We start from the raw sequence: 25433 nt of genomic DNA, 5'->3' as shown, positions 1-25433 counted from the left end.
TCACCGGATTCGCTTGCCTGCCCCGGAAGCGCGGAAATCTCGGGCAGGCTTTCCGACGTGTCATCGTCCAGCAATGTGGCAATGCCCGCTGAATCCTGGATGTTGTTGAAAACCGGTGCCTCGGTTTCGACCACAAGCGAGAAATTCTCGGCCGTCTCCGCAGTCGTGTCGCCGATGACATCCACCGCGACGGACTTCACGGTCTGACCCGCGCTGAATGTAACGCTACCCGAGGTAGCGGTGTAGTCGCTGCCCGCTTTGGCGGTTCCGTCGACAGTGGTGTAGTCAAGCGTGATATTGTCCGTATAGGCTTCCGACAGGCGCAATTCGAACACGGCTTGCTTGGTGCCGTTGTCGCCCTCTAGGATAATGGGGTCAGATACGAAAAGCGCGCGATCCTGATCGGAGCCGTCGTCATCAAGGAACACACCGGTTGCGGTCAAAACCGGTTCGCCACCATCCAACACAGCGCCAACCGGGTTGCTGAGTTGCACAGTAAAGTTTTCGTCCAATTCATCGGTACGATTGAATCTGGTGTTCGAATAGTTGATTGTCGCGCTGGTTTGACCGGCGGGGATCGTAAGGGTGAAGGTGTCCGCGGGTGAGCGCACCCCAAAGTCGCTCGCATCGACCAGCGCCGACCCATCGCCAATTGCGCGGTACTCTACGGTTATATCTGAAAGGGACGCTTCAGAGAGGCTAACGACAAAAATTATGTCAGCAGATTCGGATGCGGATGCAGATTCAATTGAAATTTGAGCAGTCATTTTGATTTCTCCTCGAAAATATATATTTGCGACCCCTTAAATAATGGGGCCTACAGATGCAGGTTACGCGCTCAAGCGGGTTGCGACAACTTTTTCCGCCCCTTGCAAAATATTGAAAGCCGGCTTGCACGTCCGGATTGGGGTTGTCATCGTATTGAACTGCCGGAGTTGACGTATGGACCGTTTTCCAATCATCCTGTATCGCCGTCTTTCTAAAGTCAGGACGCGTAAGCGTTTCATAGCCAGAACATGCCGATTGCGACGAGAGCCATGGCCAAGCAGAAACTTCTTGGGCGCCTATCATATCTGGCTGCGACACAGCGTCGGTCCTTGCGCCTGGCGAACATGATCTCGATCCGGCTGCGGCGTTTGCAGCGGCACGTGTCATATTTGCCGGCGATCCTGCACTGTTTTCAAAGGGGGTTCAGGCGCGTATCCTTTTTACTTCCAACGCTTCTCTGAACCAATCGGCGTCATAGCCGCGATCTCCGAGCAACCAATCGACGTTCGGGAGGCTGCTGATCAGCGCCTTCGCCCCGATGTAATCGCTGAAATTTCCGGCAGAGACAAAGAAGTTGATCGCGCGCACCTGACTATCGCAAAAAGCATGCAATTCGTATTCATATCGCCCTTGGTGCGGCCGATCAGGCGGCCACGCCCCCAATTTTCCCGCCCAGATTGAACGCGGCGCGATCGGTCTTCAGGTGGCGAATGCGTGTTGGCAGCTGTCCGCGCAGGTCCAAAAAGCTGACCTATCCGCCAATGATCATCGCGATCAACGCCAACGGCGCGATTTTCTTCATTGCACCGAAGGCGTTAAGATGCAGTGACCGGATCGGGTGCCTTCACTCTCGGAAGAGAATTGCTGACCTTGATATTTTTGCAATCGAGACCTTGCAGCCCCTCAGATATGGCAGTTCCGCTGTAGTTGCGAGAATTTGCCCATTAACGCCCCCCGTCTATTCATAAATCAGTATTACTTTGTGTTCTGTAACCCCTCAGGTTTTGCATCTCTGTTTAATCCCGGCCCACTGGTTCGGGAGCAATTGCAGCCACGATGGCGTCCCGCTGGTCTTTGTCCCGGGCCGCGACAACCTGCTCACGAAGCCGATCTGCATCGCGCTCACGCACACGGGTAACGACTTCGTCAGCATCAACATCAGCATAGCCCAGAGCGCGCAATGCCTGCTCGCTTAGCGCCAATGCCGACAGCAGTGTTTCGCGCAGGATCGCATTTTCCGGCACGCCTTCTCCGGCAAGACGGGTCGCATGGATACGGTCGTACGCCCGGACAAGAAGAGCAGCGTTCGGGAAGTTGCGGCGGACGACCCTTACAATATCGAGCGTCGTGTCTGGGTCATCGGTGGCCACTACAATCGCTTTGGCTGTGGCGGCCCCCGCAGCGGTCAGGACCTCTGCCCGCCTGCCATCACCGAAATGTACCCGCTCGTTAAACCGCTTTGCCTCGCGAATGCGGTCGGCATCATGGTCAAGCAACGTCACGGCAATCCCTTCGGAAATCAACGGCTGCGCCACCAACTGTCCGACCCGGCCGAAGCCCACGATCAGCACCGAACCCTCCGCGTCTGTGAAATCTTCGTCGATCGTCTCGCGCTCGGGCTGTCCAATGACCATGCGGTAGGCGCGGTCGGATTGCGACGACAGCGCCATCGACAGGGTGACGATGGCCACGACGATCGAGGAAACGTCGCCGGGCAGAATAAGCGCGGAACTGGCTGCAGCGAAGAGGACAAAGCCGAATTCGCCGTGCTGCCCCATTGTAAAGGCGATGCGCAGCGCGATAGGATGGGGCGTGCCAAAGGCGCGGTTCACACCATATGCGCCGATCCCCTTCAGTGCCACCGTGATCGGTACTGCAAGCAGAATGATCATCCAGTTGTCGGCCACGGCTGAAAGATCGAGCGAGAGCCCCACGGCGACGAAAAAGAGCCCGAGAAACAAGCCTCGGAACGGCTCGATGTCGGCTTCTACTTCGTGGCGATAGGAGGATTCGGCTAGCATCACCCCGGCGATGAAGGCACCCATCGCATAGGAGAGCCCCGCCGAAGCCATGATGAGCGCGGCAAAGACTACCACGCCGAGCGCAGCCGCGGTCATCAATTCTGGTGTTCGCGTACGGGCGATAATGCGGAATATCGGGTCGAGCGCATAGCGCCCGATCAGGATCAGAAGTGCGATGGCTCCGACGCCGATGGCCGTGGCCTGAAGGTTATCGGCCAGCGTTGCTTCTTCGCCCGAGGGGGCCAGCAAGGTGACCAGCAAAAGGAAAGGCACGATAGCCAGATCTTCAAACAGTAGCACCGCGATGGCGGTCTGTCCGAAAGTGGAATTGCGCTCACCGCTCTCGTCAATGCCACGCATGACCAGCGCCGTGGAGGACAGCGCCAGCCCCAGCCCGCTGATCAGCGCCGCGCGCCACTCCAGCCCAACGACGAGGGCCGCCATAGTCAGCAAAGCGGCACAGACCATGACCTGCGCCAAACCGCGGCCAAAGATCGTGCCGCGCATCTCCCAAAGCCGCGCGGGGCGAAACTCGAGGCCGATCACGAAGAGAAAAAGCACGACGCCGAACTCTGCGAAATGCAGCAGTTCTCCGGGGTCGCGGGTGAAGGAGAACGACAGACCGATACCTGCAACCACACCCGCCACGAGATAGCCGATGACCGTCCCCAGACCCATGGCGCGTGACAGCGGCACACAGATGCAGGCGAGCGCAATCAACGCCAATGCTTCGAGAAACGCCAGCTCCATACCGACAAGGCCGAACATCGACTGCCCCTCAGCAGGGTTGGCCGCGAATGCGGGAAAGCCCACCGTAGCCGCGAGGACGACTACGACGGCACACAGGATCGGTGAAACCTTCATGGGTAGTGAACCCCACCCTCGGCACGCATGACTTCGCGGTCATCATCGGGCAGCGGGATGAAGTCTTCCTCGTCTCCCGGCACGGTTTCAAAGCGCCCGCGCCGCCATTCTTCCTTGGCCTGTTCTATGCGCTCGGGGCGGGACGACACGAAATTCCACCAGATGTATCGTGGGCCCTCCATCGTCGCGCCGCCGAACAGCATGAATCGGGCATGGTCGCCTGTGCCATCAGATACCCCCGTGACCGTGATCTCGTCGCCCGGACGCAAAACAAGCAATTGACCTGGCTCGAAAATCGCCCCCGCGATTTCGATCTTGCCACGGATGGTATAAAGTGCGCGCTCTTCTGCATTTGCCGCAATCGGTGCTTTTGCGCCAGGTGCGAGCATTACATCCGCATAAAGCGTGTCGGACGCAGTCTTGAGCGGCGATGTGGCGCCGAAGGCGGAACCAGCGATCAGCCGCGCAGTCAGACCTTCGGCCTCGACCTGCGGCAGGTCTGCCTTGCCGTGGTGCATGAAAGCAGGGTCGGATTCTTCTTCGTTCTCGGGCAACGCCATCCAGGTCTGCAACCCGAACAGACGCTGGCCGCTGGCCAGACGTTCCGGGGCGGTGCGTTCGGAATGAACGATGCCCTTACCTGCCTTCATCCAGTTTACCGCCCCTGGCTCGATCGCGAGATCAGAACCGAGGCTGTCGCGGTGCAAGATCTGGCCCTCGAACAGATAGGTCAGCGTGGCAAGGTTGATATGAGGGTGCGGGCGCACGTCGATGCCCTGATCGGTCAGAAACTCGGCAGGGCCCATCTGGTCGAAGAAAATGAACGGTCCGACCATCTGGCGTTTGTCGGACGGAAGTGCGCGGCGCACCTCCATCTCCCCCAGATCGACTGCACGTGGCACAATCAGGGTCTCCACGGCATCGACGCTATTAGCGTCTCCGGGTACGGGGTCGGGGCAAGGGCTCCAGCTCATGATATCTCTCCAACTTGTATGTTATGTTTTGCAGGCTTCAGCCTTGCAGGACATCCTGCCATTCGGGATGTCTCGCGATCTGCGCCTTGGCGAAGGGGCACAGGGGTACGATCTTGCGGCCCTCGGCGCGGGCATCTTCCACGCCACGAAGCACCAAAGCCTTTCCAACGCCGCGCCCACGCAGCGCATCGGGTACGCCGGTGTGGTCGATGATAATCGTGCTGGCTCCGGCGCGCGAGTAGGTCATCTCGGCTTCATGGCCATCAACGACCGCCGTGTAGCGGCCCTTGCTCTCGGTCTCCTCACGGGTAATTTCGAAATCAGCGCTCATCGGTGTCTCCATTGTCGTTCAAATGTTTGCGCAGCCACGACACCTCATCGGCGACGATGCCATGCCCAGCGCCGGGAATGATAATCGTGTCGACCTGCGCGCCCATGGCCTCTAAGACCTTGGCGCTTTCACGCACCCGGGCCAGCGGGATATGCGGGTCTTGTTCGTGACAGCCCAGCAGCAGCGGCACATTGTCGAGACCGCCTTCGTAATTGAACCGCTTGGCTGGGCGATTGTAAAGCTCCGCCAGAGGAGGCCCGTCCGCATCGCCCGTGCCGACCAGCCCACCGGAAAGTGCCGCCACAGCGCGAAAAGGTGTGGCAAATCGCGCGGCTGCCTCAATGGCGAGACAGGCCCCCTGCGAGAATCCGGCAATGGCGATCCTCTCCGGGCCAAAGCCTTGCTCTGCCAGATTTTGCAGCAGCGCCGCGATCACACTTAGCCCGCTGGTCAATCCCGGTTCGTTCGCTTCAAGCGGGGCAAGGAAAGAATCGGGCCACCAAGAGTGGCCTGCCGCTGATGGCGCCAGAATTGCTATATCCGGTAAGGCTAGGCTTTCAGCCAGGCCGACCATGTCCTCAGCCGCCCCGCCGCGCCCGTGGATCATCACAATAGCCAATCGGGCCCGATGCAGCGGAGCGCCGGCCGTGATCAGCCGCTGCCCCGCATGTGGACCAGTGGCACAGTTTTCGACCTCCGTAGCGTCACTCATGCCGGGACCCGTATTTCAGGCAGAACCTTCTCAATACGCGCACGGTCCGCTTCATACTTTTCGGGCTGTTTCAGCGCCTCGCCCAGATGATCAGCGTATTCGTCCACGGAAAAGCCCGGTGGATCGGTCGCGATCTCGAACGACACACCGCCGAGGGTGTAAAAATAGATCGCGTCGAAATACTGTCGGTTGATCACCGAAGTGACGTCGCGACCGATACCGGAGAGCCGCCGGCGCCAAACCTGCTGTTCCTCTACTGTGCGTGCGCGGAAAGCCACATGGTGGATGGTACCCGCACCGGCTCGTCCAATCGACCGCGTATCCGGGACCATCAGGTCCACAGCCGAACCCCGCTCGGGGCCGATGGAGCTATATCGCAAACGGATCTCGATGCCGCTCGTGCCGCCGGTGGTAATGGTTTCATCCGCCTCACGCTTATAGCCCATCGCCTCTGGCACCGTGGCGGTGGGCTCGATCTCGTCAAGCCAGAATGTCACGGAGTGGAACCCTTCGTCCCGCGCGCCGCGTTCGATCAATTCGACGCGCAGACCATCCGGATCGTTGAGGGCAATCGCGCGTTCCCCGAAGCGTTCGAACGGGCCATCGAAATTAATGGCGGCCTCGGCTAAATTCCCCATGCGCTGATCAAGGTTTGAAATGGCATAGGCAACGGCAGAGGCGATGCCCGCCCCAGCGCCGCTTGGGCCCATATGCACGAATGGAAAAAAGGTCATGATAGATCCCGGTGCCGCATCGTTATCGCCGTAATAAAGGTGATAGGTGCCTGAATCGTCAAAGTTTACTGTGCGTTTGACCAGCCGTTGGTGCAGCGTACCGGTCCAGAACTCGAGGTTGTCCTGAGCCGGACCGGAAATGGCAGCGACGTGGTGCAGGCCGGGGATGGCCTGTGATTCAGATAGAGACATGTTGCTTTCTCCTTTTGAAACACCGCGTCGGTGTGAATACAGCCGAAACAGATTTTGTGACCAACGGTTGAAGGCGTATGTGGTTCCAATGTTACCAAGCGAAAGTCGTTACCCAATGGAAACTAAATAGAAATTCGATCCGGCTGCAGAAGCCGCCCCTAAATCAGAGCTGCCCTGTGCTGCCAATACTGTGTTGCGCAAGCTTCGGGGCCAATGGAAAACCATGTGATCTATGTGCTGGGCGAACGAAAGGCCTGCCGCTTTGGTGTGTTGTGGCGCACGATCACAGGGATTTCACCCAAAGTCCTGACCCAGCGCCTGCGTGAGCTGGAGGCGGATGGTGTGGTCTGGCGCGAGCAGGAAAACATGATCCCGCCAAAGGTGACCTACGGGCTGACCAGCACAGGCTTTGCCGTGCGTGCTGTCCTGAAAAACATCGAGGAGATCGAAGTTTGAGAGGGAGCGCGCACAAGGGCAGCTTAACCCCGCTCCCACGGGAAATCACTGGCGGTCTTTACCAGATGATCGACAAACAGCCGCATGCGCGAGGGCTGATATCGGTTCGGACGGAACAGCACATGAATATCCCGTTCCGGCCAGGTAAGATAATCGGGCAACAGGTGATGCAGTCGCCCAGCCTGCAGATGTTCGGCGACGTAGAAGACCGGCAGAATGGCAATGCCGATGCCCTCGACCGCCGCGCGGCAGAGCATGTCACCGGAATCGGTCCGCAGCGATCCGCTGAGCGGCACGCGTCCTACCTGCCCCGCCGCATCCTTGTAGCGCCATTCATGCACCGCGCTATTGCCCGAGTAGGCCAACACATCATGCGCGGCCAATTCTTCGGGCACCAGTGGCCGGCCATGCCGTTCAATATAGTCGGCACTGGCGCACAGCATGAAGGGGCATGACGCCAGCCGCCTCGTCATCAGCGAAGAATCGGCGAGCGTTCCTATCCGTACCACGACGTCATAGCCTTCATTGACCGGATCGATGAACCGGTCGCTCAGGCTGACATCAAGCGCGACGTGCGGATAGGCCCGCGCAAACCGTGCAGTGCACCCGGTCAGGTATTTTTCGCCAAGGCTCTGCGGCAGGCTTACCCGCAGTGGCCCGCGAGGATGCGTTTTCAATGCGTGGATTTCCTCCTCGGCCTCCTGCAGATCCATCAACGCCTGTTTTGCCCGCTGGTAATAGATTGCGCCCTCTTCGGTCGCGGCGACATGGCGGGTGGTGCGGTTAAGCAGCTTGATCTTCAGGTCCTGCTCTAGGTTCTGAATCTGCTTGGAGACGGCGGAGCTGGTCATCCCGAGCCGGCGCGCGGCCCCGGCGAAGCTCTGCTCCTTCACCACAGCTACGAAGATGCCGATACGCGTTATCTGATCCATGGAATTATCAACCTAATGGAATGAGTCAGATGCCATTTCTTCATATTATCAACTTGACCGCAATAGTCGATATTGGGGCCAGGAAACAGCCCACCCAATCATAGGAGACATATAATGACCTTTGAATCCAACACCAACGTCGGCGCAACCCTCACCCAGCTTTCGCTCGGCGCAATCCTTCTGGCGCACGGCCTTCTCAAATTGCTGGTGTTCACTGTACCCGGGACCGTTGCGTTCTTTGCCAGCCTCGGGTTACCGGCGATCGCGGCCCACCTGACAATTTTTGCCGAGGTTGTGGGCGGCGTGGCTATCATTGCCGGGCTGTACACCCGTCTTGCCGCGATCCTCTCGCTGCCGGTTCTGATCGGCTCCCTCTGGGCGCATGCCGGTAATGGCTGGCTGTTCAGCAGTGAAGGTGGCGGCTGGGAATTCCCCGCGTTGCTGGTCGCTCTGGCAGTTGCGGTGGCAATTCAGGGCGGCGGGGCTTTTGCCCTGCGTCGGCTGCCGGTGATCGACACCTACATCCCACAAGCATTGAAGGCGTAATTCGTCGCTTTACCTACCCACAAAGAGATGTCGTGACCCGGCATCTCTTTTTTACATGGCGTTTGGTCCTTCGGCAGGACCGGAAGAAATTGCAATCCGGTCTAATGGGCGCCTGACAAACGACTGCGGGACGTAAATCGCCCGCTCCATAGGAATTTCCGGTAGCTTCTGACGCGCCTCTTTCAACACGGCGCAGGGCATGAAGCCGAAGGGCAGCACCTTAATCAAGGGCAGCATCGAGAACATTCCTATTCAAACAGGGGGATGAGGAACAGCTCGGCCTGCGCCAATGGTCGAGACCCCCAAAGCGCAGATCGAGGATGCCGATGGACTGCTGTTATAGCCCGAATACAACAATTCGGTGTCCGGCGCCCTCAGGAACGCAAACGACCATGACGGCCGCCCGACGGGTGACGTCTCGCGGCTATTGGGCGGTAGACCAGTGGCAGTTCTGGGCGCATCACCTTGCGGAATCTGATCGTGCGCAAGACAGTTGGCATCTATGCTGTGAAAACTTGGGCCCAAGCCCTGATGGTCAGGGCCATTGATGGTGGTCCGAACCGAAAATGTCTTCGACGAAGACGGACAGGTGACAGATGAACAGGCGAAATTTGTTAACGACTTGCTGCCTTCGCTACAGCGCCGGCAGATAGATACAAGGCCGCCGGATCTCCGCCAGGAATGGCGCGAAACCTGCCTTGGCCCTCAGACGCTGACCGGCAACAACACCACCTGACGTACTCCTAACAGTTCAAACATCTGAAAAGGGGTTCCAATATGCCAACCTTCTGAATAATGCCAAGAATCGGTTCGCTGTCGCCCCATAATGCGGAGGTTTCGTTCGATGTACCTGTCAAAGTGCATACGGTGGGCGACTGCTATAACATCAAGGGCGCCTATCTGGCGATCAACAACAAAGGCAAAGTGTCTGCATCGCCTTTCGAGGATGGTGTTGTGCCGACCGAAGCGAAGGCGATCCCTGCCTGGCTGGGTGCTGAACATGGGGGCGACACCTTTGGCCGCAATACGGTGTTGGGCTAAAGGAAGCCAAGGCGCTCTCCTACATGACGTCCGAGGTTCGTGCGGCTTCTGGTGGCAATTTCGGCCCACAGCACTTTGCTGAAACGGGTGCGGCGAACGAAGGGGTAGAACGCAAGACGTACTAAAAGCTCGATGGTCACTAGCAAAGCCCCGAGCGAGAACGGCAGCGACTGGTATCTGGGCCAACACAGCTTTGCTGATAGCTTTCTCTATATCCTTAGCCGCTGGATCGACCGGACATTGTGAACCGTCAATCGAGCTCTTCCGCGTCGGTTTTTTTCGGCATGGTTCCCACCGTGCACCTGTTCTGGGGGCCCTTCGATCTGGCCGTCATTTGGTATGTGAAACAGCGCAGGTGCCGCATCACACGCGAAACCTGCAATGACTCAACGATCTTGCAAGTGGGCTATATTACGACGTCGTGTCGTCGGCAGTCATTCAACCAAGGAGGTAATGGCAGCGGATGAATCGAAGTTTTGCGCATGTACCTTACCCCACAAGGCGCAGAAACCGCTACGACCCCGCAGCACGAAGCTGCTCAGGCGTCACCATCTTTGACGCGATCAAATCTTCCATCTGCCGATTGGTAATTTGGCGGCACGGCGGTTGGCGCTCATGGCATTACGCAGCGAGCCGCGCACGACCTTTGGCTTCGGCCTCTCGTGCCTATGGGAGGCATCGTCTGCCGAACCTTCTTTGTCTAATGCAAAACCTTTGCAGAACATTGGCCTGCCACAGCAGCGATACCACTAACAGTTTGTGCGGCCCTCGTTCGTAAGGATGAACACCGAATTACGGCTTGTCCCATCCAGTCACGAGAAGGACTGGCAAAGATTAGTTGGCAAAATGCACCTTCTTCACCTTCGCGGTATAAATGCTTCAGAACGTCATGCTGCATCGGCTTGCAGCCGCCATGATCTGCTCGGTGGCGGGGTGTATGGTGCCAAGATAGCCGTAATCCGAGCGAGAGTTTACCTCATCCGACATGGTTTGAATTGCGACGCGCTTTCCCGAACATTCCGGAAAATTCAGGCGAATTTTATTTTTTCCTAGGTTTTTTGAAACTCTCCACCGCATTTGTCGTGACTACGGGTGAGACACAAAAAAATGGAGGTAATTCACATGGCCAATCCCGGCACCAACTTCACATCGTTTTCGTCTTTCTTGCAGGAAGCAGACGATTTCTACACAGTAAATTTTTCGGCGCTCAACTCATCCGGTGTGGATGGTTCTGCGATCATCGCCGTTGGAAGCGATGATAATGGTTCGCAAGTTTTGAACATTTCCCTGTCTGCGGAAGGGCTCGCTCCGAGTGTGCAGCACGCCCAGCATATTCACGGCCTCTTTGACGAGGACATGAATCCGGCAAATTCGACTACGCCGACGATCATGGATGACGCAGATCTGGATGGTATGGTTGAAGTGCTGGAAGGGTTTGGGCAATACGGGGATATCCTTCTGACGCTGCTCGGCTCGGACGGGGCGCTGCCGTTTGCCGATGCCAACGGCGATCTGACTTTCTTTGCATCCTATGATCTGGGCGATGACGATCTGTTCTTCAGCCCGTTTGGCAATGACTATACATCAGCAGACCTGATGCCGCTGGATCTGCGCGAAATCGTGATCCATGGCGTTGAAATTCCCGAAGGGATCGGCGCTGGCACCGATGGTGAAGTCAACGGCATGCAAGAGGGCGTTATCGGTCTGCTGCCCGCGGCAGCTGGTGAGATCGAGAATATCGACCGGATCGAAGCGTTCGATATCCTTGATGATCAGATGGACATGGCAAGCCTGACAACGCTGCTGACCGCAGGAGACGACTTCTTTGATGGCGCATCCGGCGAAGACAGGATTTTCGGCGGTGCGGGCGATGACACCCTGCTGGGCGGCGCGAACGATGATCTGGTCGAAGGTGCGGCCGGACTTGACGTTGTTTCAGGCGGTAACGGTGACGATGTTCTGGAAGGCGGCGCACGCGACACCAATGCTACAAATGCCGCAGATGAAAAGGCTTCCGGTGCGCTAACGATCGAGGATTACGACAATGCCTATGCCGGTGGCGCGGGTGATGACGTTATCAACGGTGGTGTTGGCGATGATATTATCTCGGGCGATGATGACAGCCGTGTAGCGACCGCGACGGGCGAAATGTTTGACGCAAGCGCTGACGGTTCCGATGTGATATTCGGCGGCGGCGGTAACGACGAGATCCACGTGGGGTCCTGGGCCGATGGCGATGACGGATTTATGAACACCCACACCGGCATGGGCGATGATTACGCTTCGGGCGGTGACGGCAACGACATTCTGATCGGTGACAGCGGCGATGACACTCTGATTGGCGATGCAGGCGATGACACCATCAAAGCAGGAAGCGGTGACAACATCGTTATCGGCGGTGAAGGAATGGATGTCCTAGAAGGCGGTGCGGGCGCAGATGCTATATCCGCGGGATCGGGCAATGACGTGATCAATGCAGGTAGTTCCGACATGAACGCCACCAATGCCGCTGACGAAATGGCCTCGGGCGCGCTGACGGTTGATGATTACGACAACGCCTATGCCGGTGGCGCAGGTGATGACACAATCAACGGCGGTGACGGAGATGACATCATCACCGGTGATGACGAAAGCCGCATTGCATCCGTGACAGGAGAAGACTTTGACGCCAATGCCGACGGTGCGGATATGCTGTTCGGCGGTGCGGGGAATGATGAAATCCACGTCGGTTCATGGGCTGACGGTGATGACGGATTTATGAACACCCACACCGGTACAGGCGCTGATTTCGCATCTGGCGGGGACGGCAATGATATCCTGATCGGTGACAGCGGCGCGGACACGCTGCGCGGCGATGCGGGTGAGGATACAATCAAGGCGGGCAGCGGCGCCGACTTTGTTCACGGTGGCTCTGGCGATGACACGCTGGATGGCGGCAACGGTGCCGACATCGTCTATGGCGGCACGGGCAATGATGTTGCAACCGGCGGCGCGGGCGGTGACACACTGGTCGGGCAGGATGGCGATGATGTGCTGTCCGGCGGCAGCAGCGGTGATATACTGTTTGGCGGCGCAGGTGACGACTTTATCAATGGCGGGTTCGGGAATGACCAGATCAACACCGGCGAAGGTGCGGACAAAGTCTATCACGAAGGTGTTGCAGGGCATGGCACCGATTTCATTCAGGACTTTGACGGCGAGAATGACATGTTTGTCTTCGGCGGCAATGCGGATGCGACGGTGGATGATTTCCTTGTCCAGTTTGCAACAACTGCAAATGCAGGTGAGGACGATGTTCAGGAAGCGTTCATCACTTACGAGCCGACAGGTCAGGTTCTTTGGGCTCTTATCGACGGTGCAGACCAGACCAGCCTTGATATCTCGATCGGTGGCGAGACGTTTGACCTGCTTGCCTAATGCTTGAAAGGTACTGAAACGACTGCGCGTCGCTCTGGAAAGGGCGGCGCGCGACTTGCGACAAGTGGCAGAAACGCGGGATCAACCGGCTGAAAGATCCGGTTTAATCTGCCCGCGGAATTCCTCCCGTAACAGTTTCAGCTTTGGATCAATGTAGCGTTGGCAAAACGGGCCGCCGGCGTTCTTGTCTGCGTAATTCACAAACCGGGGATCTGACGCTTTGAAGCTGTCATATGGCAATACCTGCGTCACCAGCGGCCTATCAAAGCTGTTTTTCAAGCGCTCCAAGGTCCGCTGCACCTGCTCTGCCTGCTTGGCTGAATAAGTATAAACAGCACTGCGATACTTACCGCGCATCTTGTGATTAGAGGTGCTGGCATGGGTGCGCAGATGGCTTTCGATCAACACCGCCAGCGGAATTTCGACCGGATCAAACTTCACGATCACAGCTTCTGAAAAACTGTCATACGGCGGCACGGATTTAATGAACCCCTGCGCGACGTCCTGCACACCGCGCAGCGCGTTAAACACCGCTTCGGTACACCAGTGACAACCGCCGCCAAATCCGATTGATACAATACTCACCACCGCCTCCGATTATTGAGCTGCATTTGTGTTCGCCTGCGGCGATCCCGCACTAACGTCGGTAACTGGGCGGTTGATCCGTTGCATCGAATTCTGTCATCCCCTGTCACCCGCGCCGCCCCCGATCCGCTTTGCCAGGGGGCTTGCGCTTATCCCGTGCAACAGGACCGAGAGCGCAACCGTTATCGAAACACAGGCAAGCAGCTCTTCTTCGTTCGGTAGGTCGAATTCATCCATCATAATCAACGTAAACAGGACTGATGCCAACCCGCGCGGCCCAAACCAGCCAAGGAACAGTTTTTCTTTCAGGACAAGGCCGGTTCCGGCAAGCGACAGCCAGATCGGTGCCATTCTGACAAACGTTAGAAATGCGACAGCAATCAGCACGGTCGGGACAGTCATATGGGCAAGGCCGTCCGGCAGCATCAGCGCACCGAACACCAAAAATGCCGCCATTGTCAGCAACTGCCCTGCCCCTTCCATAAACTCGCTGATGAAGTGGATGTCATGGCGGAAGGTATTGCCAAACACCGCGCCTGCAACAAACGCCGCGATAAACCCGTTTCCACCTACCAGTTCCGACGCAAGATAGCTGACAAATGCGGTTGCAAGAAACACAATGCCCTCCGCGCTTTCGATAATCCAGTTGCGTTGCTGTGCCAGATCCAACGTGCGCGCCGCCAGCCAGCCCACTGCGATACCGACCAACGGGCCGAGGATCACCTGTATGATCGCCGTTTGCGCCAGTGCGCCGGCTGCGGCTTCGGTACTGGACGCCAAAATCGCGCCCAGCAAAACAAACGGCAGCACAAGCCCGTCGTTCAGACCACTTTCAACATTAATTGACTGGCCCAACCGTTCGGGGACATCGGGGCTGGAAACAACAGTCTGTCCAAGTGCCGCATCGGTCGGGGTCAGCACTGCGGCGGTCAGGAAGGCCAGCGCCAACCCGCCTTCGGGTGACAAGATCATTACTACTGCGGTTCCAAGCGCAATAGTTAGAGGCAGACCGACGATCAACATTCGCAGTGGAATTGAAAAGGTCATCCGCAACCGCGAAAACCGGATGTGGCTAGCATCGGAAAACAGGACCAGCACCAGGGTAATTTCCGCAAGTAAGCGCGCAGAACTTCGCAATTCTTCTACCGGCCCGACCGTGTCGGCGACCGGCGCAAAAAGATACCCCAACGTGACGAATATAATCGGCAAGGTCAGAACTGTCTTGGAAATTACATTCGTCAGAAACGAATACAGGATCACACAAATCAGGATAATTAGTAGAAACAGTTCTGTATGTGCCCCTGTATCCGCCACGGTCAGCCCCGATCTCGGCCCGTGGTACCCTGCCCCGGTTCCTGCCGCATCATTGCAATATCTTCGGCAATGTCAGGACGGGCAACCAAAGCATGATCGGCACGCTTATGTCCAAAAGTGGCATTTCCCAATTTACAATCTCCCGTTCTTAGCTTCGCCCCGCTGAAACGAGCGCCTTAAATTACGCTTAGATCATCAGCGTCAACCAGCGAAAGAAGCGCATACAGTGCAAATCTTGCCATCAGTATTGTTGGCGCACATACTCCATAACCGCGCCGCGCACAGACATTTCACCGCGATCACGCGCACCGTGGATCGCTGCGCGAACCTCTGCCAGATCACACCGGCGCAGCAGGCTTTTCACCGGCCCGATAGAGGCTGGGCGCATCGACAATGTGCGCAAACCAATTGCCGCAAAACAAAGTGCCTCGATAGGGCGTCCCGCGTCTTCGCCGCAAAACGACAGCGGTGTGCCTGTCGCTACACATCTTTCAACAATGCCCTCAAGGAAGGTCAGGAAGCTGACGTTCAGCGTATCATAGCGCTTGCGCACCCGCTCGTTTTCGCGATCAGCGGCAAAGAAGAACTGTTTCAGGTCGTTCCCGCCGATGGACAGAAACCCGACCTCCTCAAAAAACTTGTCCGGTGCAAACGCGAGGCTGGGCGTTTCCAGCATTGCACCCACTTCGATAGAGGACGGCAGTTTGTGGCCCAGCTTTTTCTCGCCGGCAATTGTTTTATCCAGTTGCGCACGTGCTGCGCGATATTCCTCGAATTGCGCTACAAAAGGGAACATCACTGTCAGCGGCCCGCCGTCTGCCGCACGCAGCAGCGCCTGCAACTGCATCCGCATGATACCGGGTTTGTCCAGCCCGACACGGATCGCGCGCCATCCAAGCGCGGGGTTCGGTTCGTCGTTGGGCTTCATATAGGGCAGCACTTTGTCTGACCCGATATCAAGCGTGCGAAAGACCACCCGCTTGCCCTGTGCGGCGTCCAAAACCCGCCGGTAAAGCGTGCTCAGGTCGGCACGGCGCGGCATCTTGTTGCGCACCAGAAATTGAAGTTCGGTACGGAAAAGACCCACTCCTTCGGCACCGGAATTCACCAACGATGGCAAATCCGCCATCAACCCCGCATTCATGTGCAACGCGATGGTATTGCCGCATTTTGTCACTGCGGGCTGGTCGCGGATGGAGGCATAGCGTTCCTGCGCTGCTGCCTGCATCGCAATCTTGTCACGGAAGGACGAGACAACGTTTTCATCGGCGCGCAGATGCACCCTGCCCAGATCACCGTCAATCATGATGTGATCACCGTTCAACGCCTCGTTGGTGATCCGCCCTGCATGCACGATCAGCGGAATCGCTAGCGCACGCGCAACAATCGCCGCGTGGCTTCCGACGGAGCCTTCCTCAAGTACGATACCGCGCAAGGTACGCCCGTACTCCAGCAACTCTGCCGGACCGATGTTGCGCGCAACAAGAATCGGGTCGGGCGGCATTTCCGCCCCTGTATTTGATCCCTGCCCTGTAAGAATCCGCAACAGCCGATTGGAAAGATCGTCAAGATCGCTAAGCCGCTCGCGCATATAGCTGTCCGAAGACTGCCCCATCCGCGCCCGGGCAAGTGATTGTTCTTTCTCCACCGCCGCTTCGGCAGACAGGCCTTGCGTGATGTCATCCTGCATCCGCTTCATCCAGCCCTTGGAGTTGGCGAACATCCGGTAGGTTTCGATAACTTCCTGCTGCTCCTTGTCACCCGCGGACATCGTCAACATCTGATCAACACTCAGCCGCAAGGTATCGACTGCGTCGATCAGACGCTGGGTTTCACATTCGGGATCGTCGGCAATCAGATTGGAAACAACAACACGGGGTTCATGTAGCCAGACATGACCTTCCGCCACCCCCTCCTGCGCAACGGTGCCGCGCAATGAAACAGGCTGGCTGTGACGGGCAGACATCGCCGCGCCCTCACCCACAAACGCGCCCAGTTCGGTCATCTCGGCCAGAACCATGGCGACAACTTCCAGCGCATAAACCTCATCTGTGTTAAACTCGCGCGCTACCTTCGACTGAACAACGAGCACCCCGAGGATGTCACCCAACCGCTGGATCGGTACGCCCAAAAAACTGGAAAACAGGTCTTCGCCGGTCTCGGCCATGTAGCGAAAACCTTTGGCTTGCGGCGCGTCTGGGGTGTTTATGATATTGCGGCTTTTGGCAACACGCCCCACCAACCCTTCGCCCACTTTCATGCGGGTCTGGTGAACGGCCTCTTTGTTCAGACCTTCGGTTGCACATAATTCCAGCGTGTCGTCGTCGCGAAACAGGTAGATTGAACAGACCTCGCATTTCATCGAGGTTGCGATCAGATGGGTGATTTTATCAAGCCGCGCCTGCCCGGCGTCATCTCCTGCCATGGCATCGCGTAAACGCCCCAGCAGCTTTCGACTGTCGCTTTCTGTACGTTCTTGCATGATAATCCTGTATTTGTCCGACTATATTTATAGCCCCTGACAACACGGATTGGGAGAGGCAATCGCGCCGTTGGCATAATTGCCCCATCCCTTGAGACGAAGTTAATCCGTTACTTCAAATGTTGACGACATTTCTTTGATTTCAAAGCGTAAATTCTAACGAAGTTCGTTAAGGCAATTAGGCAGCCTTATCCAGATCGAACGCATCGTGCAGGGCCTGCACTGCAAGCTCCATGTATTTGCGATCAATCAGCACGCTGATCTTGATTTCAGAAGTGGTGATGACCTTGATGTTGATACCTTCGTCCGAAAGCACCTTGAACATCTTGGCAGCAACACCTGTGTGGCTACGCATCCCGATGCCTACGACAGAAACCTTTGCAACACCTTCATCCGCGATCAATTCGTCATAGTTGATCACACCTGCCGCAGCGGCCTTTTTCATCGCCTCGTCCGCGCGCTTGACCTGATCAACAGGGCATGACCATGTCATGTCAGTGCGCCCTTCTTCGGCGATGTTCTGGACGATCATATCCACGTTTACGCCACCATCGCTTAGCGCTGTAAAGATGTTGGCCGCAATGCCGGGACGGTCGGCAACAGATACCAGCGTCATCTTTGCCTCGTCACGGCTAAACGCCACGCCCGCTACTATGTTGCTTTCCATAATTTCCTCCTCATCGCAGACGAGCGTACCAGCATCGTCGCCTTGTTCATCAAAACTTGACAGCACACGCAATTTAACCTTGTAGCGCATTGCCAGCTCGACCGAGCGTGTCTGCAAAACCTTTGCACCAAGGCTGGCCAGTTCAAGCATCTCTTCATACGAGATTTTATCCAGCTTGCGCGCCTTGCTTTCGACCCGTGGATCGGTGGTGTAAACCCCGTCCACGTCAGTATAAATATCGCACCGCTCCGCGCCGAAAGAGGCCGCAAAAGCCACCGCTGTAGTGTCAGAGCCCCCACGACCCAATGTAGTGATCCGCTCCTCTGCGCTGACCCCCTGAAAGCCGGCTACCACCGCAACTTTCATGCCATCCGCGAATTTCGCCTGAATATTCGCCGGTGGAATGTCTTCGATCCGCGCTGCCGAGTGGGCCGACGTCGTCTGCACCGGCACCTGCCAGCCCTGCCAACTGCGCGCGGGGATGTCCATTTCCTGCAACGTCAGCGCCATCAAGCCTGCGGTCACGTTCTCGCCCGATGACACGACCGCATCATATTCACGCGCGTCGTACATCGCCGAGGTTTCACCGACCCAGCCGACAAGTTCGTTTGTTTTTCCGGCCATAGCAGAAACAATGACGATCACGTCATAACCTTTGGCCACCTCAACGCCCACACGTTTTGCCGCGCGGCGGATACGGTCCAGCGTGGCCACAGACGTGCCACCGAATTTCATCACCAATACAGGCATAAGACCCTCGTCATCTATTCCGCGTCGCGTCTACGCCAGTGCGCGCGCAGGCGCAAGATCATCAGTAAGGGTGCGCGCGTCCATCCCAAGTCTCGAAGCTCCCTGTCGTCTCAACGTTCAGGGAGGCAAATCGCTCTACCAGTCCCGCAACAGATTCCTCGACCGTGATTGCCGCTGCATCCCCGCCCATGTCGGTCTGCACCCATCCGGGATGGTAGATGCCCACCGCGATGCCCTCGGGCTTCAGATCTGTCGCCAGATTACGGCCCAGATTAAGCACTGCCGCCTTGGACGCGCGGTAGATATAGCTGCCTCCGGGGGCAAGCTCGCTGGATGCCATTTGCGATGAAATAATGGCGATGCGCGGACTGCTTGCGCGCCGCAGATGCGGCAATAGCGCCTGAATGGCCAGAAATACGCCGGTCCCATTGGTGGCAAAGCTTTGCGCCCAAAGATCGGCGCCATATCCGGTTTCCAGATTATCGCCCTTGTCCAGATACACACCTGCATTGCACACCAGCAGTTCCACAGGCTTTTCGCCCAGCGCTCTGGCCATTTCCGAATGATGGCTCGGGTGGGTAACATCCAGGGTAAAATCCGCGGCAAGCGAACGGCTTGTGCCCATCACTTCCAACCCCTGCGCGCGGTAATGCGAGGCCAGACCGGCGCCGATACCACGGCTGGCACCTGTAATCACTACTGTCATGTCGCCACTCTCCGCTTGTCGTTACTGCAGTTTTTGTTTGGGTTTGAATGGCAGCGGCAAGACCGGCACGCCATCTTCGATCAGCGCGCGGGCCTCGGCCAGATTTGCCTCCCCGTATATCGACGTCTCGGGTGCTGTACCTTCATGCATTTCGCGGGCTTTTTGCGCAAACTTGCGCCCGACGTAGGTCGAGTTCTGCTCAACCTCGCGGCGGATCTCGGCAATCGCTTGGGCTTTGGGGTCTATGACAGCTTCGCTGTCGCTGCCGACCCGCGGTGCCATCAGTGATTTCTTTACGTCCGAAACGCCACACACCGCGCAGCTAAGGTGCCCCGCTTTTTCCAGTATCTCGAACGCCGAGGCCGACTGAAACCAGCTTTCAAATTCATGGCCCTCCCGACATTTCAACGCGTACCGGATCATCGGATCCTCCAGAATAGGTTTTGCTTCGCTAAGATGTGTCACGCAGTGCGGCATGGTCAAGCGGCACTGCCTTTTTGGGTGGCGAAAAGCCCTTAATTAGCTTGCCTAATTCCCTGTGCTGCACCATCTTAGCCGCCTTCTTTCGTGATACCCATTTACGGCGGCGATCCCGCGCCTCGGGATATTTCTTTTTCAGCTTTTTAACTCTGACCGGATACAGCATCGCCAGACAAGGGATGGTTTCCTCGCCTTCACGCAACCGGGCATAGGAGTAAACCCCGATACAGGTATCACTGGCACTGCCTTTTACGCCAGCTTCTTCCCATGCCTCGATCAGCGCGCATTCGGCGGGAGTTTTACCATCCATCGGCCAGCCTTTGGGCACAATCCAGCGCTTGCGGCGGCGTGAGGTGATCAACAGCACCCTAACCTTACCACGATGCCGACGCCAGCAAAGTGCGGCAAATTGTGTGCGTGCGCTGCCCTTTGCCCCGCCATGTAGCGAGATCGGCAATTGCTTCGCCATAATGCGGAAACCCCGCCTCAAATTTCATACCTGTTTCTGTCCTAGCGTGAAACTTTCGCTATTGCCAGCCACCCGCCATCCCCCTTGCAGGGCGCAGTGACTTGGCCGATAACATCGACATGCGCTGTCTCATCACTCTTTTCCTGTCGTTGTACTGCTTTGTCGCGCCTGCGCAGGCCGAAAGCGCAAGCGTGTTTGCCGCCGCATCCCTGCGCGGCGCGTTAAACGAAATTGCAGACAGTTATCCCGAGGATATCACGCTTTCTTTCGCAGGTTCGGGCACTTTGGCGCGACAAGTTGCGGCAGGTGCTCCTGCGGATGCGATTGTACTGGCGCACCGTGATTGGGCCACATGGCTGGACACGCGCGGCCTGATCCTCACGGATACACTGGTGGAGGTTGCCGGCGGTCAACTGGTTCTGGTTGGCCCGCCCGATGCCGCTGACATCACTGCCCCCGATGCTGCAACACTTATCGGCGCTCTGAAAGGAGGCCGTCTTGCCATCGGTCAGCATGAGGCAGTACCGGCAGGGGCTTACGCGCACGAATGGCTCCAACACATCGGCGCCTGGGACACAATGACCCCCTATCTGGCAGAAACCGACAACGTTCGCGCGGCGCTTGCCCTCGTGGCGATGCGCGCAGCCCCTCTGGGTGTTGTCTATGCCTCTGATGCGGTGGCAGAACCGCGTATCCGGATCGTTTATACGATCCCGCCGGACACCCACGCAGCGATCCGCTATCCCGCGGCAGCGCTTACCGAGGCAGGACGCGGGTTTGTCGCATATCTGTCAACGCCCGAAGCCACGGCAATCTTTGCCAAACACGGTTTTGCGCAGTGACACTTGATGCCGTTGCATGGGATGCCTTGCGCCTGTCGCTTTGGGTGGCGGTCTGGGCCACCTGTATCGCGGTGCCCCTTGCCCTGTCGGTTGCATGGCTGCTGGCACGGCGGGAATTCTGGGGAAAATCACTGCTGAATGCGCTGGTGCACCTGCCGCTGGTCTTGCCCCCTGTGGTGACCGGATATATCCTGCTTGTGCTGTTCTCACCAGCCGCGCCTGCAGGGGCTGCACTTGCCACAATCGGACTGACGCTTGCGTTCAAGTGGACGGGTGCTGTCCTTGCCGCGATTGTCATGGGTTTTCCACTGATGGTGCGCGCCATGCGGCTGGCGATAGAGGCTGTGGACCCCAAGCTCGAAGAAGCCGCCGCAACGCTGGGGGCGCCGCGCATCGGCGTGTTCACCCGCGTGACCCTTCCCCTCATCGCGCCTGGTGTGCTGGCCGGTGCCGTTATGGGGTTTGCCAAGGCGATGGGGGAATTCGGCGCAACGATCACATTTGTCGCCAACATTCCGGGCCAGACGCAGACTTTGCCTATCGCGATCTGGACCGCCCTGCAAATTCCCGGCGGGGAAAGCGCGGCGGCGGCCATGGCGCTGCTGTCTTGCGCGGTGGCACTGGGGGCTGTGATCGTGTCCGAAGCATTGGCGCGCCGCGTTGCCAAGCGCATCGGGGGCGCGCGATGAAACTGGTGCTTAAACACAGCTTTGGTAACTTTACACTGGATTTCCAGCTCGATGCAGGCGCAGGGATCACGGCGCTTTTCGGGCATTCCGGTTCTGGTAAAAGCACAATCATCAACGCTGTTGCCGGTCTGCTGCGCCCCGATTACGGGCTGCTGGAGGTGGATGGTGAAATCTTGATGGATACCGCCCGCGGCATCCATACCGCGCCGCACAAGCGCCGCTTTGGCACGGTGTTTCAGGACGCGCGCCTGTTTCCGCATCTGTCTGTTGCGCAAAATCTCGATTTCGGCACCCGCTACGCGCCGCAGGGCATCAGCGTTTCACGCGATGATGTGATTGACCTGCTTGGCATCGCCAGCCTGATGTCGCGCGCGCCAAACACATTGTCTGGCGGCGAAAAGCAGCGTGTCGCCCTTGGCCGTGCCTTATTAAGCGCTCCGCGCATGTTGCTGATGGATGAACCGCTCGCCAGCCTTGACAGCGCCCGCAAACAGGAAATTTTGCCCTACCTCGAACACCTCCGCGACGGTCCGCTGGGCCTGCCGATTTTGTATGTTAGCCATGCGGTTGACGAGATCACACGCCTTGCGGACACTCTGGTCCTGCTCAAGGACGGGCGCATCGCAGCGCAGGGGACGCTGCGCGCGGTAATGTCAGACCCCGCCGCCGTGCCGCTGCTGGGCGTGCGCGAGGCTGGTGCTGTGATCGAAGCGACCGTACTGAGCCACGCCGATGACGGATTATCACAGCTTGCAATCAGTGCCGGCACACTTGAGCTACCTGGGGTTCGCGCGTCCGTCGGTTCAAAAGTACGTTTGCGAGTTATGGCGCAGGACATCATGTTGTCACGCACACGCCCCAGCGGCCTGAGCGCGCTGAATATCCTGCCTGTGACCATCGCAAACATCCGCTTTGGCAGCGGCCCCGGCGCGGCAATTGCCCTGACTGCCGGAGAAGACACTCTGCTGGCACGTGTAACGCGCCGTGCAGTAGCATCATTGGAACTTGCAGAGGGCGCAGAGATTTTTGCTGTGCTCAAAGCCACCACCGTTGCCCCCGAAAGCATCGGCCATTGAAAGCACGGGCAATCGCGCATTTTGCGCTTTATCTGTTAGCGCTGCGCTCTTTGCGCTTTAGATGGCAGACCTTGGTTTTGGACCCGTCCCTGTTTTTCTTCCACACACAGCCCGGCGCCTTCGGCTGGTTTTCATGGATCACATATTTACCGCGCTTTTTGGCATTGAACGTCTGGTTGGACACATCATGCCCGCCGATACGCACATTTTTACCAAATCGCACTTCTGCATCCGCTGGCGCGGCAAAAGCTGCGAGGGCTGTACAAAGCAATAAGGTGCGGATCATGCAAAATTCCGTTTTTCGACGATAGTGTTAGAAGCCGGCTACAATGACAAACGGTCAGTCGTCTTGCGGTACGTCTAAACGATTTTCAAACTGCGCATTTTTACAATCAACCGCTTGTTCAGGTCTTCGGGCCTGACGTCTGCCTCTATCGCCAGTTTGCGCAGACCGAAATGGACATGCGCCATGTTCTGATAATAGCTGGTATAGGCATAATTTGTGGCGGCCCCCGCCACAGCGCCCAATACGGGCACGGTTTGCGCGGCCAGTTTCTGGCCCATCACCACCGCCAGACGCGGCGCAACCTTGTGGATGATCGCCTGCACTGCCTTGCCCGACAGCGCCAGACGCGTGGTCAGAAAAGCAAGATCCGCGCCATCATCATCCGAAAGCGGACCCGCGGCCGAAAACACCTGAACACAATCAAACCGGACTGATTCCAGCTCGGGGTCAAAGTCATACTCCACCGCCACACCTTCAATGACGCGCAAAAGCAGGGTTGTTGTTACCGGAAGCTCTGCCAGTGCTGTTGGCAAGCCGCCTGCGCCCCCCGCAGCGCCCATGGCCGCCGACACGGCAGAGTTCAACCACGATGCCTGATCCGGCACCGCGCCGCGGCTTTTGTGCGCTGCTGTCATGGCGTGGCTCAATGCCCGAACCGTTGTGGCTTCCAGTTGCTGGCGTACCTTTGCCGGCAACCGTTCCAACAGGTTTTCGGCCTGCCCGCCAATCAGGTTAAGCACATTGATCCCGACACCTCCCGCGGCATTATAGCGCTTCGCAATCTTTTCAAGCTCGGCTTCGACGTCAATCGCGACAGGTACTTGGGTTTTGGTCATCGATGAACTCCTCTGGGTCATATGTGGGTTACAATCGCACTGTTTTCAACGCGCCCGCGTGACCTCCCCGCTGATTTCGTCCCATGCGTGCGGCGTCAATGCACGCCCTAAAACTCTTTCGGGATTAGTTGGCGGTGGCATGATAACGCCCTCCAAACGCGAAAACCCGTAGCGCCCGTAATAGGGAGCATCGCCGACCAGCATCACACGGTCCCACCCTTGCGGCCCTGCCAGCGCCAGCGAAGTTTCGATCAGCAATCCCCCAAGCCCCTCTCCCTGCCGCGTCGGGTGTACGGCAACAGGGCCCAGCAACAAAGCCACGTGCCCCCCCACCAAAACCGGCCAGAAGCGGATCGCACCCCCCAGAATCCCCAGATCGTCCCGCGCCACAAGGCTGAGGCCGGCGACGGGCGGAACCCCTTCGCGCAGACGATAAGACGACAGCGCCGTACGACCGGGGGCAAAGCAGGTATCATAAAGCGCTTCTGTCTCCCAGTGATCCTGAGCAGTTTCGGGGGTGATAACGTACACGGCAGATGATGCTCCGGCGGGGTTTCTACTGGTCAGGCGCTTATCACGGCGCTAGCTCTGTATTCAATCACAACGCAAAGGTGCCCTGAATATGTTCTACCGTCCCGCCGATGGCCACGGCCTGCCCCACAATCCGTTTAACGCAATTGTCACACCGCGCCCTATTGGCTGGATATCGAGCCGCGATGCACAGGGACGTGATAACCTTGCGCCTTATTCCTTTTTCAACGGCGTCGCTTACGTGCCACCACAGGTTATGTTTGCATCAACCGGCGTGAAAGACGACGTGGACGGCACCAAAGACAGCATGGCCAACATTCGTGAAACAGGCGTTTTCTGCGTGAACATCGTGGAGTATGCAGCGCGAGACGCGATGAACAAATCCTCCGCAACTCTGGATCATGGCACGGACGAATTTGCCCACGCCGGAATTGAAAAAGCGGAATGTGACCAGATCGCCTGCGCACGCGTCGCTAACGCCCCCGCATCTCTTGAATGTCGCATGACGCAGATCGTTCAGATTGAAGGTACTGCAAACTTTGTCTGCTTTGGGGAGGTTATCGGTGTGCATTTACGCGATGATTGCGTGGTGGATGGCCGCTTTGACGTTACCCGCTACGCCCCGCTCAGCCGCCTGGGGTACCGCGACTACACAGCAGTGCGCGAAGTGTTCGAAATGATCAGACCGGATGATTGAGAGGTTGGATTTAATACCGCTGACGGAAATGATTA

Annotated in this window: 27 protein-coding genes and 2 pseudogenes; 10 read left to right on the top strand and 19 right to left on the bottom strand. The window is 57.6% G+C overall.

Annotated elements, in window-relative coordinates; genetic code table 11:
* The 7 genes and pseudogenes from OS189_RS14990 to OS189_RS14960 form a co-directional block, all read right to left on the bottom strand.
* Nucleotides 1-767, bottom strand: a 767-nt coding sequence (locus OS189_RS14990; RefSeq protein ID WP_323380238.1) for a Calx-beta domain-containing protein, incomplete at its 3' end; no start/stop codon positions are given.
* A gap of 236 nt (nt 768-1003) precedes the next feature.
* Nucleotides 1004-1427: pseudogene (locus OS189_RS14985) on the bottom strand (transposase); the annotation flags it as partial.
* Nucleotides 1428-1784: 357 nt separating this feature from the next.
* Nucleotides 1785-3653 carry a monovalent cation:proton antiporter-2 (CPA2) family protein gene (locus OS189_RS14980; protein WP_267168135.1) on the bottom strand — a complete coding sequence of 623 codons (1869 nt, stop codon included), beginning with the start codon at nt 3651-3653 and terminating at the stop codon, nt 1785-1787.
* Entirely contained in the window at nt 3650-4627 is a 978-nt protein-coding gene (locus OS189_RS14975; protein WP_267168134.1) for a pirin family protein, read from the bottom strand. Before OS189_RS14975 ends, OS189_RS14980 begins: the two co-directional genes overlap by 4 nt.
* A 37-nt stretch (nt 4628-4664) precedes the next feature.
* Nucleotides 4665-4958, bottom strand: coding sequence for a GNAT family N-acetyltransferase (locus OS189_RS14970; RefSeq protein ID WP_267168133.1), 294 nt, complete (start codon nt 4956-4958; stop codon nt 4665-4667).
* Nucleotides 4948-5670, bottom strand: coding sequence for an alpha/beta hydrolase (locus OS189_RS14965; protein WP_267168132.1), 723 nt, complete (start codon nt 5668-5670; stop codon nt 4948-4950). The genes OS189_RS14970 and OS189_RS14965 overlap by 11 nt, the downstream gene beginning before the upstream one ends.
* Nucleotides 5667-6596: a VOC family protein gene (locus tag OS189_RS14960; protein WP_267168131.1), complete on the bottom strand. Its 930-nt coding sequence runs from the start codon at nt 6594-6596 to the stop codon at nt 5667-5669. The genes OS189_RS14965 and OS189_RS14960 overlap by 4 nt, the downstream gene beginning before the upstream one ends.
* 213 nt (nt 6597-6809) lie before the next feature.
* On the opposite strand from OS189_RS14960, the gene OS189_RS14955 reads away from it, so the two are divergent.
* Nucleotides 6810-7052 carry a winged helix-turn-helix transcriptional regulator gene (locus OS189_RS14955; RefSeq protein ID WP_267168130.1) on the top strand — a complete coding sequence of 81 codons (243 nt, stop codon included), beginning with the start codon at nt 6810-6812 and terminating at the stop codon, nt 7050-7052.
* Between the two features lie 23 nt (nt 7053-7075).
* Here OS189_RS14955 and OS189_RS14950 read toward each other — a convergent pair whose 3' ends face one another.
* Nucleotides 7076-7984, bottom strand: coding sequence for a LysR family transcriptional regulator (locus OS189_RS14950; protein WP_267168129.1), 909 nt, complete (start codon nt 7982-7984; stop codon nt 7076-7078).
* 114 nt (nt 7985-8098) lie between these two features.
* Between OS189_RS14950 and OS189_RS14945 the strand changes: the two genes are divergently transcribed.
* Nucleotides 8099-8530: a DoxX family protein gene (locus OS189_RS14945; RefSeq protein WP_267168128.1), complete on the top strand. Its 432-nt coding sequence runs from the start codon at nt 8099-8101 to the stop codon at nt 8528-8530.
* A 51-nt stretch (nt 8531-8581) separates the two neighbouring features.
* Here the strand turns inward: OS189_RS14945 and OS189_RS14940 are convergent, their stop codons facing one another.
* Nucleotides 8582-8767, bottom strand: a complete 186-nt coding sequence (locus tag OS189_RS14940; RefSeq protein ID WP_267168127.1) for a hypothetical protein — start codon at nt 8765-8767, stop codon at nt 8582-8584.
* A 118-nt stretch (nt 8768-8885) separates the two neighbouring features.
* On the opposite strand from OS189_RS14940, the pseudogene OS189_RS18725 reads away from it, so the two are divergent.
* The 4 genes and pseudogenes from OS189_RS18725 to OS189_RS14925 all read left to right on the top strand — a co-directional run.
* Nucleotides 8886-9008 (top strand): annotated as a pseudogene (locus OS189_RS18725) (NAD(P)H-dependent oxidoreductase); the annotation flags it as partial.
* Nucleotides 9009-9077: 69 nt separating this feature from the next.
* Nucleotides 9078-9266: a hypothetical protein gene (locus tag OS189_RS14935; RefSeq protein ID WP_267168126.1), complete on the top strand. Its 189-nt coding sequence runs from the start codon at nt 9078-9080 to the stop codon at nt 9264-9266.
* 59 nt (nt 9267-9325) lie between these two features.
* A complete protein-coding gene (locus OS189_RS14930; protein ID WP_267168125.1) occupies nt 9326-9571 on the top strand; it encodes a thioredoxin domain-containing protein in 246 nt (81 codons plus the stop codon).
* A gap of 1122 nt (nt 9572-10693) precedes the next feature.
* Nucleotides 10694-12988 (top strand): calcium-binding protein, encoded by a 2295-nt coding sequence (locus OS189_RS14925; RefSeq protein WP_267168124.1) that lies wholly within the window; start codon nt 10694-10696, stop codon nt 12986-12988.
* 81 nt (nt 12989-13069) lie between these two features.
* Here the strand turns inward: OS189_RS14925 and OS189_RS14920 are convergent, their stop codons facing one another.
* From OS189_RS14920 to OS189_RS14890, 7 genes are all read right to left on the bottom strand, one after another.
* The gene (locus OS189_RS14920; RefSeq protein WP_267168123.1) at nt 13070-13573 is read right to left on the bottom strand and encodes a peptide-methionine (S)-S-oxide reductase; all 504 of its coding nucleotides are present in this window, start codon (nt 13571-13573) and stop codon (nt 13070-13072) included.
* Nucleotides 13574-13669: 96 nt separating this feature from the next.
* The gene (locus tag OS189_RS14915; RefSeq protein ID WP_267168122.1) at nt 13670-14887 is read right to left on the bottom strand and encodes a cation:proton antiporter; all 1218 of its coding nucleotides are present in this window, start codon (nt 14885-14887) and stop codon (nt 13670-13672) included.
* Between the two features lie 241 nt (nt 14888-15128).
* Entirely contained in the window at nt 15129-17369 is a 2241-nt protein-coding gene (gene ptsP, locus OS189_RS14910) for a phosphoenolpyruvate--protein phosphotransferase (protein ID WP_267168121.1), read from the bottom strand.
* A 178-nt stretch (nt 17370-17547) separates the two neighbouring features.
* A complete protein-coding gene (locus tag OS189_RS14905) occupies nt 17548-18786 on the bottom strand; it encodes an aspartate kinase (RefSeq protein ID WP_267168120.1) in 1239 nt (412 codons plus the stop codon).
* A 61-nt stretch (nt 18787-18847) separates the two neighbouring features.
* The gene (locus OS189_RS14900) at nt 18848-19492 is read right to left on the bottom strand and encodes an SDR family NAD(P)-dependent oxidoreductase (RefSeq protein WP_267168119.1); all 645 of its coding nucleotides are present in this window, start codon (nt 19490-19492) and stop codon (nt 18848-18850) included.
* A 21-nt stretch (nt 19493-19513) separates the two neighbouring features.
* Nucleotides 19514-19915: a DUF1178 family protein gene (locus tag OS189_RS14895; RefSeq protein WP_267168145.1), complete on the bottom strand. Its 402-nt coding sequence runs from the start codon at nt 19913-19915 to the stop codon at nt 19514-19516.
* Between the two features lie 28 nt (nt 19916-19943).
* The gene (locus OS189_RS14890) at nt 19944-20441 is read right to left on the bottom strand and encodes an NUDIX hydrolase (protein ID WP_267168118.1); all 498 of its coding nucleotides are present in this window, start codon (nt 20439-20441) and stop codon (nt 19944-19946) included.
* A gap of 119 nt (nt 20442-20560) precedes the next feature.
* On the opposite strand from OS189_RS14890, the gene modA reads away from it, so the two are divergent.
* From modA to modC, 3 genes are read left to right on the top strand one after another with little or no spacing between them, the layout of a single operon-like run.
* Nucleotides 20561-21283 carry a molybdate ABC transporter substrate-binding protein gene (gene modA, locus OS189_RS14885; RefSeq protein ID WP_267168117.1) on the top strand — a complete coding sequence of 241 codons (723 nt, stop codon included), beginning with the start codon at nt 20561-20563 and terminating at the stop codon, nt 21281-21283.
* Nucleotides 21280-21972, top strand: coding sequence for a molybdate ABC transporter permease subunit (gene modB, locus OS189_RS14880; RefSeq protein ID WP_267168116.1), 693 nt, complete (start codon nt 21280-21282; stop codon nt 21970-21972). The genes modA and modB overlap by 4 nt, the downstream gene beginning before the upstream one ends.
* Nucleotides 21969-23048, top strand: coding sequence for a molybdenum ABC transporter ATP-binding protein (modC, locus tag OS189_RS14875; protein WP_267168115.1), 1080 nt, complete (start codon nt 21969-21971; stop codon nt 23046-23048). The genes modB and modC overlap by 4 nt, the downstream gene beginning before the upstream one ends.
* Before the next feature lie 28 nt (nt 23049-23076).
* Here the strand turns inward: modC and OS189_RS14870 are convergent, their stop codons facing one another.
* The 3 genes from OS189_RS14870 to OS189_RS14860 form a co-directional block, all read right to left on the bottom strand.
* Entirely contained in the window at nt 23077-23334 is a 258-nt protein-coding gene (locus tag OS189_RS14870; protein ID WP_267168114.1) for a hypothetical protein, read from the bottom strand.
* Between the two features lie 74 nt (nt 23335-23408).
* Nucleotides 23409-24170 carry an EcsC family protein gene (locus OS189_RS14865; RefSeq protein WP_267168113.1) on the bottom strand — a complete coding sequence of 254 codons (762 nt, stop codon included), beginning with the start codon at nt 24168-24170 and terminating at the stop codon, nt 23409-23411.
* Between the two features lie 45 nt (nt 24171-24215).
* A complete protein-coding gene (locus tag OS189_RS14860) occupies nt 24216-24701 on the bottom strand; it encodes a GNAT family N-acetyltransferase (RefSeq protein WP_267168112.1) in 486 nt (161 codons plus the stop codon).
* Nucleotides 24702-24792: 91 nt separating this feature from the next.
* On the opposite strand from OS189_RS14860, the gene OS189_RS14855 reads away from it, so the two are divergent.
* A complete protein-coding gene (locus tag OS189_RS14855) occupies nt 24793-25398 on the top strand; it encodes a flavin reductase family protein (RefSeq protein ID WP_267168111.1) in 606 nt (201 codons plus the stop codon).
* Nucleotides 25399-25433: the final 35 nt, after the last annotated feature.

The organism is Sulfitobacter sp. F26169L (genome assembly GCF_026410285.1).
GTDB lineage: Bacteria > Pseudomonadota > Alphaproteobacteria > Rhodobacterales > Rhodobacteraceae > Sulfitobacter.
Note: the sequence above shows the minus strand (reverse complement) of the source record. Positions and strands in the feature narration are given on the sequence as shown.

Bases quoted from the DNA above. Each gene is read 5' to 3' on its own strand.
- OS189_RS14980 (WP_267168135.1), bottom strand. From the start codon at position 3,653: ATGAAGGTTTCACCGATCCTGTGTGCCGTCGTAGTCGTCCTCGCGGCT.
- OS189_RS14975 (WP_267168134.1), bottom strand. From the start codon at position 4,627: ATGAGCTGGAGCCCTTGCCCCGACCCCGTACCCGGAGACGCTAATAGC.
- OS189_RS14970 (WP_267168133.1), bottom strand. From the start codon at position 4,958: ATGAGCGCTGATTTCGAAATTACCCGTGAGGAGACCGAGAGCAAGGGC.
- OS189_RS14965 (WP_267168132.1), bottom strand. From the start codon at position 5,670: ATGAGTGACGCTACGGAGGTCGAAAACTGTGCCACTGGTCCACATGCG.
- OS189_RS14960 (WP_267168131.1), bottom strand. From the start codon at position 6,596: ATGTCTCTATCTGAATCACAGGCCATCCCCGGCCTGCACCACGTCGCT.
- OS189_RS14955 (WP_267168130.1), top strand. From the start codon at position 6,810: ATGGAAAACCATGTGATCTATGTGCTGGGCGAACGAAAGGCCTGCCGC.
- OS189_RS14950 (WP_267168129.1), bottom strand. From the start codon at position 7,984: ATGGATCAGATAACGCGTATCGGCATCTTCGTAGCTGTGGTGAAGGAG.
- OS189_RS14945 (WP_267168128.1), top strand. From the start codon at position 8,099: ATGACCTTTGAATCCAACACCAACGTCGGCGCAACCCTCACCCAGCTT.
- OS189_RS14940 (WP_267168127.1), bottom strand. From the start codon at position 8,767: ATGCTGCCCTTGATTAAGGTGCTGCCCTTCGGCTTCATGCCCTGCGCC.
- OS189_RS14935 (WP_267168126.1), top strand. From the start codon at position 9,078: ATGGTGGTCCGAACCGAAAATGTCTTCGACGAAGACGGACAGGTGACA.
- OS189_RS14930 (WP_267168125.1), top strand. From the start codon at position 9,326: ATGCCAAGAATCGGTTCGCTGTCGCCCCATAATGCGGAGGTTTCGTTC.
- OS189_RS14925 (WP_267168124.1), top strand. From the start codon at position 10,694: ATGGCCAATCCCGGCACCAACTTCACATCGTTTTCGTCTTTCTTGCAG.
- ptsP (WP_267168121.1), bottom strand. From the start codon at position 17,369: ATGCAAGAACGTACAGAAAGCGACAGTCGAAAGCTGCTGGGGCGTTTA.
- OS189_RS14905 (WP_267168120.1), bottom strand. From the start codon at position 18,786: ATGCCTGTATTGGTGATGAAATTCGGTGGCACGTCTGTGGCCACGCTG.
- OS189_RS14900 (WP_267168119.1), bottom strand. From the start codon at position 19,492: ATGACAGTAGTGATTACAGGTGCCAGCCGTGGTATCGGCGCCGGTCTG.
- OS189_RS14895 (WP_267168145.1), bottom strand. From the start codon at position 19,915: ATGATCCGGTACGCGTTGAAATGTCGGGAGGGCCATGAATTTGAAAGC.
- OS189_RS14890 (WP_267168118.1), bottom strand. From the start codon at position 20,441: ATGGCGAAGCAATTGCCGATCTCGCTACATGGCGGGGCAAAGGGCAGC.
- modA (WP_267168117.1), top strand. From the start codon at position 20,561: ATGCGCTGTCTCATCACTCTTTTCCTGTCGTTGTACTGCTTTGTCGCG.
- modC (WP_267168115.1), top strand. From the start codon at position 21,969: ATGAAACTGGTGCTTAAACACAGCTTTGGTAACTTTACACTGGATTTC.
- OS189_RS14870 (WP_267168114.1), bottom strand. From the start codon at position 23,334: ATGATCCGCACCTTATTGCTTTGTACAGCCCTCGCAGCTTTTGCCGCG.
- OS189_RS14865 (WP_267168113.1), bottom strand. From the start codon at position 24,170: ATGACCAAAACCCAAGTACCTGTCGCGATTGACGTCGAAGCCGAGCTT.
- OS189_RS14855 (WP_267168111.1), top strand. From the start codon at position 24,793: ATGTTCTACCGTCCCGCCGATGGCCACGGCCTGCCCCACAATCCGTTT.